The organism is Pseudarthrobacter sulfonivorans (assembly GCF_001484605.1).
In the GTDB taxonomy this organism is placed as follows: domain Bacteria; phylum Actinomycetota; class Actinomycetes; order Actinomycetales; family Micrococcaceae; genus Arthrobacter; species Arthrobacter sulfonivorans_A.
On record NZ_CP013747.1, the window covers coordinates 3,005,101 to 3,018,317 of the forward strand.

Genomic DNA, 13,217 nt, shown 5'->3' on the forward strand with positions numbered 1-13,217 from the left:
AGGGTATGCGAGGGGTTCCGCATAAAGTGTAAGGATGACCATCCCAGCGGAAATCGACACACCTGAGATCATCATCGACCGGGACGTGCTCCAGCGAAATATCGACCGCATGGCAACGGCCGTCCAGGCCAAGGGCCTGCATCTTCGGCCACATGTCAAGACGCACAAAGTGCCCGAAATCGCTGAAATGCAGCTGGCAGCCGGAGCCACAGGACTGACTGTGGCCACCCTCGGAGAGGCCGAAGTCTTTGCAGAGCACGGAGCCAAAGACATCTTCATCGCCTATCCGCTCTGGGTCGGTCCCCGCCAAGCCGAACGGCTCCAGCGCCTTGCAGCAAAAGCCAGGATCGCAGTTGGTCTGGACTCACGGGAAGCAGCCGAAACCATGGCCGCGTCGCTCGGCGATGCCGTTGGTGAGATTGAAGTGCTGCTGGAGATCGACAGCGGCCATCACCGCAGCGGGATAGCACCCGACGCCGCTGTCGACGTCGCCCACGCCGCAGCGCGGGCAGGGCTGCGCGTCACGGGAATTTTCACGTTTCCAGGGCACAGCTATGCCCCGGGCATGCCGCTGAAGGCTGCGGACGAGGAACGGTTGGCCCTCGGCGAAGCAGCCGACCTGCTCACTGCTGCAGGGTTCCCCATCACCCACGTCAGCGGCGGGTCCACACCCACCGCCACCCTCACGGGCAACTCCGGAGCGACAGAAGTCCGGCCCGGCGTGTACGTCTTCGGGGATGCCCAACAACTGGAACTGGATCGCTGTGCGGCAGAAGACATCGCGCTGACCGTCGCGGCAACGGTCGTCAGCCGGCATGAAGGCACCGACCTCATACCGCGAAGGGTCATCCTGGACTCCGGCAGCAAAATCCTCGGCGGGGACCGGCCCGGCTGGGCCACCGGCTTCGGGCGGCTCCTAGACCACCCGGAAGCCCGAATTAGTGCACTGTCAGAACACCACGCCACCGTCGTGTGGCCGGCGGAGGCAACGCTGCCGGCTCTCGGAGACCGGCTGCGGGTGGTCCCCAATCACGTCTGCATTGCCATGAACCTCGTCGACGAAGTCACCGTGATCAGCGGCGGCGAAATCGTGGCCCGCTGGCAGGTGGCTGCACGCGGACGCAACAAATAGTCCCCAAGAAGCAGCTACGACGGCGGGAGGTCCCGCCGTCGGGCGTCCGCTCGGCTAGGGCCGCAAGTGTCCGTTCGCGCAGGTTTCCTTAGACGCCGAGCTCTGCCTTGAGCGCTGCGACGTGGCCCTGGGCCTTGATCTGGTACTGGGTGAGCGTGACTTTGCCTTCGGCGTCGAGCACCACGGTGGAACGGACCAGGCCGTCAACCACTTCGCCGTTCACCAGCTTTTCGCCCCAGGCGCCGTAGGCCAGCGCCACGGCGTGGTCCTCGTCGGAGAGCAGCGGGAACGTCAGGGCGAAGTCGCCGGTGAATGCCGCCAGCTTCTCAGGCGCGTCCGGGGAGATGCCCAGGACCTCGTAGCCGGAGGACTGCAGGCTGGCGAGGTTGTCGCGGAAGTCGCAGGCCTCGGTGGTGCAGCCGGGGGTGGCGGCTTCCGGGTAGAAGTACACAATGACGTTGCTTCCGCGGTAATCAGAGAGGGAGACCTTCTGGCCGTCGGCGTTGAGCAGGGCGAAATCGGGGGCCTGGGTTCCGGCGAGGAGTTTCTGGGTCATGTTTCGATCCTTGACTTGTGGGGCAACCGCCGTGGCCGGCGATCATCTATCGGTGCAACGGGCTGCCTAGATGCAGTATTCCGCGGGTCCGCGGACGGTGCTGCCCGGTCCGGGCACAAACTGGTAGCCGCCGCCGCGCACTGTTGCGATGGCGTGGCGGGCCGAGCCCAGCTTGCGCCGGACGCGTCCAACATACACGTCGATGGAGCGGAATGCCGCGCCGGGGCAGTCCAGGGACTCGAGGACGCGTTGCAGTTCTTCACGTTGAATCGTCCGCGACTGGTTTTCCACGAGGTACCTCAGGAGGCTGAATTCCATGTGGGTGAAGCTGACCGGGACACCATCCAGAAGTACGGTGTCCGCGGCCAGATCCACTGCCACGATGCTCCGTCGCCCGGCCAGGGAGACTGGCGGGGCGACGACGGCGGCGGTGCCGTTTCCGGCGTCGGACGCCGTTTCCGAAACATCAGCGCCGCCGTCGGGACCGTCTGAACCTTCGACGCAGGCCGTTCCGGCCGCGGTCCACAGGTGGACTCCGGCTTCCGGAGCGAGCTGGCGGGCACGCGCCAGGACCGCTTGGGCGGCCTGGGCCCAGACCGCCGGGTCGATGTCCTGGCCTTCACAAGGCTGGAGCCACACTGCCAGGCCGCGCGGCTGAAGCCGTGGCCGCGGGTATGGTGCGTGGACGTTGACGGCCATCGCGCTGCGCCTCAGACGCCGCCGCGGCGGATCAGCTTGCCGCTGGGCGTGCGGCCGTCGATCTCGTTGCCGCGAAGGAACGTTTTGCGGACGACGCCGGAGAGCGCCTTGCCGTCGTACGGCGTGATGGGGTTCTTGTGCTTGAGCTTGGTGACGTCGACGACGAAGGCGTCGTCCGGCGCGAAGATGGAGAAGTCCGCATCGTAGCCGAGGGCCAGCTGGCCTTTGTTGTGAAGGCGTGCCAGCGCGGCGGGCTTCTCAGCCATCCAGGAAACCACCTGCTCCAGGGTGATGCCGCGGTGCCGGGCCTCGGTCCAGATCAGGGACAGCCCCAGCTGCAGCGAGGAGACGCCGCCCCAGGCCACGGCGAAGTCGCCGTTTTCCAGGTCCTTCAGATCCAGGGTGGAGGGGGAGTGGTCCGAGACGATGCAGTCGATGGTGCCGTCCTGCAGGCCCTTCCAGAGCAGCTCGCGGTTGGAGGCCTCACGGATCGGCGGGCAGCACTTGTACGCGGTGGCGCCGTCGGGGATTTCCTCGGCCATCAGGGTGAGGTAGTGCGGGCACGTCTCCACGGTGAGGTGGACGCCGTCGCGCTTTGCACTGGCGATCATGGGCAGCGCGTCGGAGGACGAGAGGTGCAGGATGTGGGCGCGGGCGCCGGTCCAGCGGGCCCGTTCGATGACCTCGGCGATGGCCTTGTTTTCGGCGCCGCGCGGACGGGAGGCCAGGAACGTTTCGTAGTGGTCGCCGCCCGGGTGCGGGGCGCGGTCGATGGCGTGGGAGTCCTCGGCGTGGACGATCATGAGGGAGTCGAAGGACTTGAGCTCGGCCATGTCCTCCTCCATCTCATCCGCTTCGAGGTGCGGGAACTCGTCCACGCCGGAGTGCAGCAGGAAGCACTTGAAGCCGAAGACGCCCTCGTCATGCAGGCCGCGGAGGTCCTTCTTATTGCCCGGTACGGCGCCGCCCCAGAATCCGACGTCCACAAACGCCTGGTCCTCGGCAACCTCGCGCTTGAGCTTGAGGCCTTCCACCGTGGTGGTGGGCGGGATGGAGTTGAGCGGCATGTCGATGATGGTGGTGACACCGCCGGCGGCTGCCGCGCGGGTGGCCGAGGCGAAGCCCTCCCACTCGGTGCGGCCGGGCTCGTTGACGTGGACGTGCGTGTCCACGAGGCCGGGGATCAGGGTTTCGTCGTCGGCCAGGTCAATGACCTGCGTGCCGGTGAGGCCGTTGCCGAACGGTTCGATGGCGACGATCACGCCGCCGCGGATGCCTACTTCGCGGGCGGTGATGCCTGCGGTGGTGAGGATGCGCTGGCCGCGGATGACCAGGTCAAACGCGCCGGCCGCCGGGGTGGTTTCTTCAGACATGGACGTTCTCCTTGGTGTCGGTACGCTCTGCACTCGTAGGCAGGTGCACGCCGATGTGCTTACCTAATTCTTCAAGCAGCTGGCCTGCTTCGGCCATACATTTTTCTACATTGGACTCAAAATCGGTCAGGGCGTGAACAGCCTTGAATCCGGCTTCGGTGAGTTGTTCCGGGCTCAGCGTACTGCGGCCGCAGACGGCAATCACTGGGATTCCGGCACGCGCCGCCGCGCGGGCCACCCCCATGGGCGTCTTGCCGAGCAGGCTCTGCTCGTCCAGGCTTCCTTCGCCGGTAATCACCAGGTCCGCGCCGGCGAGCCGCTGCTCCAGCTCAGTGAATTCGAGTACGACGTCGATGCCCGGCCTGCGTGCCGCGGCCAGCGCCGCGATGGCAATGTAGCCGACGCCGCCGGCTGCTCCCGCGCCGGGTGCGACGGCGGCCCTCTCGGCGCGGATGCCGATCTCGCCGGCGAGGACCAAGACGAAATTCGTCAGTGCGGCGTCGAGGGCGACGACGTCACTCGGGGTCGCCCCTTTCTGCGGTCCGAAGATCGCGGCGGCGCCGCTGGACCCCAGCAGGGGATTGTCGACGTCGGACGCCAGGGTGAAGCGGGCGTCCTCCAGCCGGACGTCCAGGCCGGAGAAATCGATCCGGTCCAGGCGGGCCAGGGCGGCCCCGCCGCCGGGGAGCTCGTTGCCCTCTTTGTCGAGGAAGACCGCGCCGAGGCCCTGCAGGACCCCGGCGCCGCCGTCGGTGTTGGCGCTGCCGCCCACGCCCAGGATGATCTGCCGGCAGCCCAGGTCCAGTGCGGCGCGGATGAGTTCTCCGGTGCCCAGGCTGGTGGCGGTGGTGGCCGTTCCGGAGTCCGGGCCGCCGCCTTGGATGACGGAGGGCAGCAGCGCGAGCCCGGATGCGGCGGCCATTTCGATCACGGCCTCCCTGCCGCGGACCGCGAAGTCGGCCCGGACCGGCTGGCCCGTGGGGCCGGTTACGGTGGCGGTCCGGCGGGTGAAGCCGGAGCCGACGGCGGCGTCAAGGGTGCCCTCGCCGCCGTCGGCCACCGGAATGAGTGTGGTCTCAAGGTCCGCCACAGCTGACTGCAGTCCCGCGCTCAGGCGGCTGGCGACGTCGGGGGCGGACAGCGAGCCCTTGAACTTGTCCGGGGCGATGACCACACGCATTCCGGTTCCTCCTCTCAGTTTCTTACTAGTCCAGCAGGGCGATGATCGCGGTGGGGGCGTCCTCGCCGCATTCGGCCAGGTCCTCGAACTCGTTCACGCCGTTGATCTCAACACCCATGGAGATGTTGGTGACCTTTTCCAGGATCACTTCAACCACCACGGGAACCTTGAACTCGCCCATCAGTGCCTTGGCCTTGTCGAACGCGGCCGGCAGATCGGAGGGGTTTTCCACGCGGATGGCCTTGCAGCCCAGGCCCTCGGCCACCTTGACGTGGTCCACGCCGTAGCCGTTGGTCTCCGGGGAGTTGATGTTCTCGAACGCCAGGGACACGTTCTGTTCCATCTCGAAGCCGCGCTGCGACTGGCGGATCAGGCCCAAGTAGGAGTTGTTCACCACCACGTGGATGTACGGCAGGTTGAACTGCGCCCCCACGGCCAGCTCTTCGATCATGAACTGGAAGTCGTAGTCACCGGACAGGGCAACCACGGTCTCGTCCGGCTTGCCGCGGACCACGCCCAGGGCGGCCGGGGCGGTCCAGCCCAGGGGGCCGGCCTGGCCGGCGTTGATCCACTGGCGCGGGCCGAACACGTGCAGCAGCTGCGCGCCGGCGATCTGTGACAGACCGATGGTGGACACGTAGGTGGTGTCCTTGCCGAAGGCCTTGTTCATTTCCTCGTACACGCGCTGCGGCTTGATGGGCACGTTCTCGAAGTGCGTCTTGCGCTGCAGGGCGCCCTTGCGTGCGGTGCACTCGGCAACCCAGCCGGCGTAGTCCGGCAGGGACTTAGCCGCCTGGCGCTCGCGTGCCAGCTCAATCAGCCCGTCCAGCGCCGCACCGGCGTCGGACGCGATGCCCAGGTCCGGCGAGAACACGCGGCCGATCTGGGTGGGCTCGATGTCGATGTGCACGAACTTGCGGCCCGCCGTGTAGGTGTCCAGGCCGCCGGTGTGGCGGTTGGCCCAGCGGTTGCCGATGCCGATCACGAAGTCGGACGCCAGCATGGTCTCGTTGCCGTAGCGGTGGCTGGTCTGCAGGCCCACCATGCCGGCCATCAGGACGTGGTCGTCCGGGATGGTGCCCCAGCCCATCAGGGTGGGGATGACCGGAACGTTCAGCAGTTCGGCCAGCTCCACCAGCTGCGCGGAGGCGCCGGCGTTGATGATGCCGCCGCCGGCCACGATCAGCGGGCGCTCGGCTGCGGTCAGCATATCCAGGGCCTTTTCCAGCTGCTTGCGGCTGGCCGTGGGCTTCTGGACAACGATGGGCTCGTAGGCGTCGATGTCGAATTCGATCTCGGCCATCTGCACGTCGAACGGCAGGTCCAGGAGGACCGGGCCCGGACGGCCGGAGCGCATCAGCTGGAAAGCCTTCTGGAAGGCGCCCGGAACCTGGCCGGGCTCCATGATGGTCATGGCCATCTTGGTCACGGGGGCGGCGATGGTCTGGATGTCCACGGCCTGGAAGTCTTCCTTGTGCAGCTTGGCCACGGGGGCCTGGCCGGTGATGCAGAGCATGGGGATGGAGTCTGCCCAGGCGGCGTACAGGCCGGTGATCATGTCCGTGCCGGCAGGGCCCGAGGTGCCGATACAGATGCCGATGTTGCCATCCTTGGCCCGGGAGTAGCCGTCCGCCATGTGGCTGGCGCCTTCTACGTGGCGGGCCAGCGTGTGGCGGACCCCGCCGTTCTTCCGCATTGCCGAGTAGAACGGGTTGATTGCCGCTCCTGGCAGGCCGAACGCCTCGATGGCGCCTTCCTTTACCAGGATTGCGACGGCAGCGTCAACGGTGCGCATCTTAGTCATTGTGTACTCCTTGAAAAGTCTGTTTTGGGTGTGCTGAGATAGCCCTGCGAACCGTCGCGGGGCACTTTGGGGGAGTCGGCGTCGTAAATTACGACGGCGGCCGGCGTGTCCGTGTCGAAGTGCCCCGTTATCGGGGCTGCTCCTACTTGCGGCCGCTGAGCTGCAGGACCTGCTTGAAGAGGCCGGAGTGGTCGAGGCCGCCGTCGCCCTGGTTGACGGTTGCGGCGACGAGCTGTGCGACGACGGCGCCAAGCGGGACGGCGACGTTGGCTTCGCGGGCTGCCGAGGTGACGATGCCGAGGTCCTTGTGGTGGAGGGCCAAGCGGAAACCGGGGTCGAAGTTGCGGTCCAGCATCTTCTGGCCCTTCTGGTCCAGGACCTTGGAGCCGGCCAGGCCGCCGCCGAGAACCTTGAGGGCGGCGTCGGTGTCCACGCCGTAGGCCTCAAGGAAGGCGATCGCCTCGCCGAGGACCTGGATGTTGACGGCCACGATCAGCTGATTGGCTGCCTTGACGGTCTGGCCGGAGCCGGAGGGGCCCACGTGGACGATGGTCTTGCCGACGGCGGTGAGGACCGGCTGTGCAGCCTCGAAGTCGGCTGCCTCGCCGCCCACCATGATGGAGAGGACGGCGTTGATGGCGCCCTGTTCGCCGCCGGAGACCGGGGCGTCGAGGGGACGGATGCCTGCTTCTTTGGCATCGTCGGCGAGGCGCTTGGCGACATCCGGGCGGATGCTGCTGGCGTCGATCCACAAGGTGCCCTTCTTCGCGTTGGCGAAGACGCCGTCCTTGCCGCTGACTACGCCCTCGACGTCGGGGGAGTCCGGCACCATGGTGATGACGACGTCGGCGTCCTTGACGGCGTCCGCGATGCTCGTGGCACCCTGGCCGCCTTCGGAGACGAGCTTGTCGATCTTGTCCTGGCTGCGGTTGAACCCGGTGACGGTGTGGCCGGCCTTGACTAGGTTGATGGCCATGGGCAGGCCCATGATTCCGAGTCCGATGACTGCAACGTTGTTCATTGTGGTTCCTTTACTGAAAGTCTGTGTGGTGGTGCGGGTGGGGACTATTGCGAGACGCGCTGGCGGATAGCCCAGCTGAACGCGGTTTCCGCCGGTTCCTTGTATTCGAGGCCGATGTAGCCGTTGTAGCCGAGTTCGCGGCTGCGGGCGATCCATTCGCCGAGGGGAAGCTCGCCGGTTCCGGGAGCCCCGCGGCCGGGGTTGTCGGCAATCTGGATGTGGCCGAAGTCCTTGGCGTGGTTTTCGATGACGGCTGCGACGTCGTCCCCGTTGACTACCAGGTGGTAGAAGTCCGCGAGGAGCTTGATGTTCTCTGCGCCGGATTCCGCCTTGACGCGGGCGATCACCTTGAGGGCGTCCGCTGCCGTGAGGAGCGGGTACTTGGCGGCGCCGCTGACGGGTTCGAGGAGGACGGTGCCGCCGATGCCTGCGACGCCGGCAGCTGCCGCGGCGAGGTTTTCGGCGCCGATGGCGTCCTGCTTCTCGGCCGATTCGCCGTCGACGCGGTTGCCGTAGAGGGCGTTGAAGGCCTTGCAGCCGAGGCGCTCGCCGATGCCGGCGACGACGTCGATGTTGTCCAGGAATTCGGTGGAACGCGCGGGCCAGGAGACCAGGCCGCGGTCGCCGCCGGGCATGTTGCCGGCGTTGAAGTTCAGGCCTGTGAGCTGTACGCCGGCATCCTTGATGGCGTTCTCAAACCCGGTGATCTGGGCGTCCGTGGGGACGGAGGTGTCGAAGGGCCACCAGAACTCGACGGCGTCAAAGCCGGCCGCCTTTGCGGCTGCGGGGCGCTCGAGCAGGGGAAGCTCCGTCAAGAGGATGGAGCAGTTCACTGTGTACGTCATCGTAGGTCCTTCCGAGGAGGGCTTTGATCTATCTTCCCGCTTGCTTGGCTCTTCTCGAGTTTCCGCTTTGTGGAATTTAGATTCTGCTTTATGAAAAGTTTAGGGAAGGTGGGGGCGCGAGTCAAGGGGGTGTGTGGGTTGGGAGGGGGTGGGGACAGCAAACTCTTCCCGACCGGGCATAAAGAACGGGCGGCTCCTGGCAGAGCCGCCCGTTCGATTGATCGTACTTAGTGCCGCTTGAAGGCGTGCCTGATCTTTTCGCCGGCTTGCTTGAGGTCGGCCCGGACTGCGCGGGCCTTGCCTTCTGCCCTCATGCGGTCGTTTCCGCTGACCTCACCGGCGGCCTTCTTTCCCTTGCCGTGAAGCCTCTCCGCGGCGTTGTGGATCCTGTCACCCAAACCCATTGCGGTCCTCCTTGTGGTGCGGCCGGTTCGGCTGATTGCCGCCTATGCCGCCACTTAAATTGTAGAAGGAATGGCCCCCGCGGACCGGTGGGCAGCCTAAAAGATCTGCGGGAATGCGGGGGATCGAGGTAGTTATGGTACCGGCCTCGCGGCTGAGTCCGGCCTTCAGCGACGCCGACGCCGGCGGGCGAATTCCCCGACGGCCGCGCCTGCCAGCGCGATGGCCAATGCCAGGAGGACGGTCGGGCCGGCGCCGCCGTCGGGTCCGAGCGTGGCCGTCAGGATCTGTCGGATCATCAGGGCCAATTCCTGCGGGTCCCGCTCCGGCAATCGTGTGCCCAGGACGTAATTGACGGAGATGAACAACGCCGGAACCACCCACAGAGCGGCCAGGTTCACCAGCCAAACGAATGCGCGGCGGGCGGGACGGAGGCCGCACCATGCCAGCGCCGCACCAACCAGTACCGCGGGCAACCAGCGCAGCAGCGTCAATACCGGGGCGGAGAGGTTGCCCGCCCCGGCCAGATTCCCCGCCCACTCGCCGACCCACGACCCAAATGGCACGGCGATGAGTCCGATACCCAGGGCTGTCAGGGCCCTGGACTTCGCCGCGATGAGCAGGAGCGCCACCAGGCCCGCGACGATGGCTGCGATGACCCCTGCGAGCAGCCCGGCGAAATAGACGCCTGACATCGCTCCGCCCGCCAAGCCGGCGTCGAGCACTGAAAACGCCTGAACCGTCGCCGTGGCCTGCACCGCGAGAACGCCGCCGGCCGCACACCAGACAACCAGCCGTCGTCGGGCGGGTGACCAGAGCCGCACTGCCAGGCCGGCGGCTGCCCCTCCCACGGTCATCAGCGCAACGAGCGTGGTGAGTTCGTATTGGCTCAACGGCAGGAGCGACAGGGGCATCTGCTGCGGCAGCACTTCCGCGCCCCAAAGGTTTTGCAGAGGAAGCTGCGCGCCGGTGACCAGCCACGGGGCCAGCCCAGGCAAACCCGCCAGAAGCCCGATCAACAAGGCGAGTGCTACGTCCTTGCCGATGGCGTGGGGTGGCATTTCGGCGCCAGAGGCAGGCCGCGCGGCCTGGTTGTGGTTGAGGTGGCTCACGGAAATCCTTCAGTGTCAGGGATCAGGGTTGGGCCGCGTCTGGGCCAAGAGAACGTGGATCACCCTAAATAATACGCCGAATGGATTAATTATTGCAGGCCTGAACCGGCCGGCAAACGTCAGACGGTCCGCGGCGCCTTGGCCAGGGTCTCGCTGAGATCAGCAGCGTTCTGCCGCACCACATTCGCCGGACGGCCCGGCTCCGCGCGCCAACTCTCGGAGAGCGGGCCGAGGTCCACCGTGTCGAAGCCGAACTCGTCATACAGCTTCGTCACGAGCTCGCTGGCCTCGGCGTAATCGCTTGCGGTGGCCAGGGCACGGCGGTTCGGTGTGCCGGGAGGCGTGCCGTCCGTGGTGATTTCGCTGTACCGGATGTGGTTGAAGCCCTTCGCCACCTTGGACGTGGGCAGGTGTTCCTGCACCAGCGCGGAAGACGTGGTTTCGCCGGCGTCGAGGGCCGAAACATGGCCGTCGCGCTTCCAGTAGTAGTTGCCGGTATCGATCACGATTTTCCCCGCGAGCGGCTCCACAGGGATGCTGCCGAGGCTCCTGAAAGGAATGGTCACGACGGCGAAATCGCCCGCCGCTGCCGCTTCGGCCGGCGTCGCGGCCCGGGCACGGGGTCCCAGTTCCGCCACGAGTGCGGCCAGCGTTTCGGGGCCGCGGGAATTGCTGATCACCACGTCGTAGCCGAGTTCCACCGCTTTGCGGGCAACCTGGCTGCCAATGTGTCCTGCGCCGATGATTCCGATGGTTGTCATATCCGGGGCAACACCGGCGCCCGCAGGGATATTTCGTTCGTTACGCCTGCGACGGCCGGCCAAGGCTAAGTCTCTACGGCAGGGGGAAGCAACGTTTCTCTCTGGCGGGAGAGCCGGTTCCCGGACACACCGTGATCAACGTAGAGGTCATCGCGTCGGACGCCGGCGGCCAGAGGATCCGCCTGCTGCCAGACGATGCCCTCGACCGTCCGCCGCATGTCCATGATCGGACGTCCGTTCCCCTTCCACACGGGGAAAGAGGTGCCATTACGGCCCATGCCTTGTCGGAAATTTCCTGCCTCGCTGATACACCGCTAATTCCACAGTCCCCCGCAAGGATGCCGCCCTGACTACCGACTTCATCGCCAGCATCAAAGAACATGGCGTGATGGAACCCGTCATCGCCCATCGGTCCTCGCTGGCCGCCTGGTCAGGGAGCCGGCCACCGCCGGACCGCATCGGCGACTGCGGGCTCCAGTCGAGACAGCCGATCCACGACTTGGTCGCGGGTCAGCTCCGGATGGCCGAGCAGCTGTTGGTAGTCCCGGAGCCCGTCCTCATGGCCGGCGGTCCACAGCTGCTCGGCGAAGCGGATCAGCCGGAACTCATACCACACGTAGTTCGTGACGCTGGTCTGCATGCTCTCGCCCATCATTGCCAGGTCCTGCAGGTCCCAGATGCCGTTTCCGGCATCGACGGTGGCCTCGGTCAGGGAGGCCAGCAGATGCAACTGGTCGGGTTCGTGAGTGGCGAGGTAGCCGTGCATCCCGAGGTTGGCGAATAGCTCCATGACCCATTCGGCCGGGAACTCCGAGGCCCACGTGACCGGGTGGATCTCGTGGAACAGGTGGGTCGCCTCGTGGGTGATGATCAGGTCGGCGATCCCGATGAAGTCCGGCGGGTCTCCAAAGGTGGCCGCGATCCCGGTGGAAGCGGTCTCGCTCAGGTGTGGTCGCAGAGCGTCGACGTATTCCTGCCACCAGTCGGCCGGTGTTGGAGAGGTGCCGAGCTTGTCCGGGATGGAGAACATCATCCCGTAGATCGGGATCTCGCAGACGCTGGCCCAGTCGTGCGCGTCGGCCACCACCAACGTCGGGCGGCGCACCTTGCCGGTGACCTGGCCGAGCCAGTCGAGCGCATGAGCCGTGCGAGCAGCGATGGACCGGCCGCGGTCCTCGGATCCGCGGCTGGCGAAGACCGGGAACGGAAAGCCCTCGAGGGAGCTCAGTGTGGGGTAGGCGGTAGTTGTCATGCCTACTGGTGTCCTGGGCGAGCCGAAAAGTTCGCTGCTCCGGACGAGTACGCCAGATGAAGGCTGACAATCTCCTCACCGCGGTGCCGGTAAACCTGCGTGGTGAACGGCGGGCAGTGATCGGGCGCATCTGCGGGGTTCTGGAATGCACCTTCGACCACGGTCAGCCCGGCACCGGCCACCACGCGGAGCAGGCGCAGCCGGACCCCGGCTTCGAGGTCTTCTGCCAGGCTGCGTATGATCGCTTCCCGGCCGACGAAGACCTCGGCGCTGGTGGCCACGGTGAGTCGGGCCCCCTCAGCCAGCGCGTTGGCCAGCAGGGCGGGTTCGTAGCCGCCGTTGTACTCCTCGACGATCGCGGCGAACAGCAGTTCGCGGGCTTGGCTCACCCGGGAATGGTCATCGGCAGCCGCCAACTCCAGTGCGCGCAGCCGGGCAACCAGAGCCGCACGGGCATCGTGCAAACGGCTGCGCACCGTGCCCACGGGAACGCCCAGGGCAGCCGCGATCGCGTCATAGCTAGGGGCCGAGCTGAAGTAGCGCAGCACCACGACATCGTGCAGGGGCTCCGACAGCCCGCCTATCGCCTCCCAGACCCAGTCCCGCAGTGCCGCCTCGTCGAGCCGGCGTTCGAGATCCTCCGCCGACGGAATGTCGGTGAGGTCCATGGGAAGCGGCTCGCGGCGGCGGAGCCGGGCACGGGCCAGATTCCGGGTGATCCCGGTCAACCACGCCCGCGCGAGCGACGGGTCCCTGATCCTGCCAACATCGGCGATCGCGACCAGCGAGGCATCCTGCACCACGTCCTCGACGTCGGGACCCGCGGCCATCACCGCGGTCGCCACCGCGTGCATTGCGGCACGATGGCGCATCAGCAGAACTGCCAGCGACTGAGCGTCGCCTGCTTGCGCGGCCACGACAAGTTCGCCGTCGGACGGCTCCATGTGCTCAAGTGTCGCACGTCGTCACAAGGGGTGGAAAGGCGGACCCGGCAGCGCTCGGCCCTGGAGGAGATGCTGGGGCGGACCACCGGGTTCCGCAGCGCCCAGCAGCTGCACGCCATGCTGCGTGAGGACGGTG

14 protein-coding genes are annotated in these 13,217 nt (G+C 66.7%); 1 reads left to right on the top strand and 13 read right to left on the bottom strand.

Translation table 11 applies throughout. The features are described 5' to 3' along the window. The first annotated feature begins 34 nt into the window (after window positions 1-34). Window positions 35-1,132 carry a D-TA family PLP-dependent enzyme gene (locus AU252_RS13545; protein WP_058931178.1) on the top strand — a complete coding sequence of 366 codons (1,098 nt, stop codon included), beginning with the start codon at window positions 35-37 and terminating at the stop codon, window positions 1,130-1,132. A gap of 88 nt (window positions 1,133-1,220) precedes the next feature. On the opposite strand, the gene bcp is transcribed toward AU252_RS13545, so the two are convergent. From bcp to AU252_RS13610, 13 genes are all read right to left on the bottom strand, one after another. After that, complete coding sequence (gene bcp, locus AU252_RS13550; RefSeq protein ID WP_058931179.1) at window positions 1,221-1,688, bottom strand: thioredoxin-dependent thiol peroxidase; 468 nt, start codon at window positions 1,686-1,688, stop codon at window positions 1,221-1,223. A 66-nt stretch (window positions 1,689-1,754) separates the two neighbouring features. Further along, entirely contained in the window at window positions 1,755-2,387 is a 633-nt protein-coding gene (locus tag AU252_RS13555) for a winged helix-turn-helix domain-containing protein (RefSeq protein WP_058931180.1), read from the bottom strand. Between the two features lie 11 nt (window positions 2,388-2,398). Then, window positions 2,399-3,760 (bottom strand): allantoinase AllB, encoded by a 1,362-nt coding sequence (gene allB / locus AU252_RS13560; protein ID WP_058931181.1) that lies wholly within the window; start codon window positions 3,758-3,760, stop codon window positions 2,399-2,401. Beyond that, window positions 3,753-4,940, bottom strand: a complete 1,188-nt coding sequence (locus tag AU252_RS13565; protein WP_058931182.1) for a glycerate kinase — start codon at window positions 4,938-4,940, stop codon at window positions 3,753-3,755. Before AU252_RS13565 ends, allB begins: the two co-directional genes overlap by 8 nt. A gap of 25 nt (window positions 4,941-4,965) precedes the next feature. After that, on the bottom strand, window positions 4,966-6,744 hold the full coding sequence (gene gcl, locus AU252_RS13570; protein WP_058931183.1) for a glyoxylate carboligase: 1,779 nt from the start codon (window positions 6,742-6,744) through the stop codon (window positions 4,966-4,968). 142 nt (window positions 6,745-6,886) lie between these two features. After that, on the bottom strand, window positions 6,887-7,921 hold the full coding sequence (locus AU252_RS13575; protein WP_430929444.1) for a 2-hydroxy-3-oxopropionate reductase: 1,035 nt from the start codon (window positions 7,919-7,921) through the stop codon (window positions 6,887-6,889). Beyond that, window positions 7,810-8,610 (bottom strand): hydroxypyruvate isomerase family protein, encoded by an 801-nt coding sequence (locus AU252_RS13580; RefSeq protein ID WP_058931185.1) that lies wholly within the window; start codon window positions 8,608-8,610, stop codon window positions 7,810-7,812. The genes AU252_RS13575 and AU252_RS13580 overlap by 112 nt, the downstream gene beginning before the upstream one ends. Before the next feature lie 227 nt (window positions 8,611-8,837). Further along, the gene (locus tag AU252_RS13585) at window positions 8,838-9,014 is read right to left on the bottom strand and encodes a CsbD family protein (protein ID WP_056340807.1); all 177 of its coding nucleotides are present in this window, start codon (window positions 9,012-9,014) and stop codon (window positions 8,838-8,840) included. Between the two features lie 165 nt (window positions 9,015-9,179). Then, entirely contained in the window at window positions 9,180-10,124 is a 945-nt protein-coding gene (locus tag AU252_RS13590; protein ID WP_240484180.1) for a hypothetical protein, read from the bottom strand. Between the two features lie 119 nt (window positions 10,125-10,243). After that, window positions 10,244-10,915 (bottom strand): NADPH-dependent F420 reductase, encoded by a 672-nt coding sequence (locus tag AU252_RS13595; RefSeq protein ID WP_276203748.1) that lies wholly within the window; start codon window positions 10,913-10,915, stop codon window positions 10,244-10,246. 35 nt (window positions 10,916-10,950) lie between these two features. Continuing rightward, the gene (locus AU252_RS13600) at window positions 10,951-11,109 is read right to left on the bottom strand and encodes a hypothetical protein (protein WP_157768983.1); all 159 of its coding nucleotides are present in this window, start codon (window positions 11,107-11,109) and stop codon (window positions 10,951-10,953) included. A gap of 206 nt (window positions 11,110-11,315) precedes the next feature. Continuing rightward, the gene (locus AU252_RS23870) at window positions 11,316-12,137 is read right to left on the bottom strand and encodes a hypothetical protein (protein WP_058931188.1); all 822 of its coding nucleotides are present in this window, start codon (window positions 12,135-12,137) and stop codon (window positions 11,316-11,318) included. 2 nt (window positions 12,138-12,139) lie between these two features. Continuing rightward, window positions 12,140-13,081, bottom strand: coding sequence for an RNA polymerase sigma factor (locus AU252_RS13610; RefSeq protein WP_058931189.1), 942 nt, complete (start codon window positions 13,079-13,081; stop codon window positions 12,140-12,142). Between the last annotated feature and the right edge of the window lie 136 nt (window positions 13,082-13,217).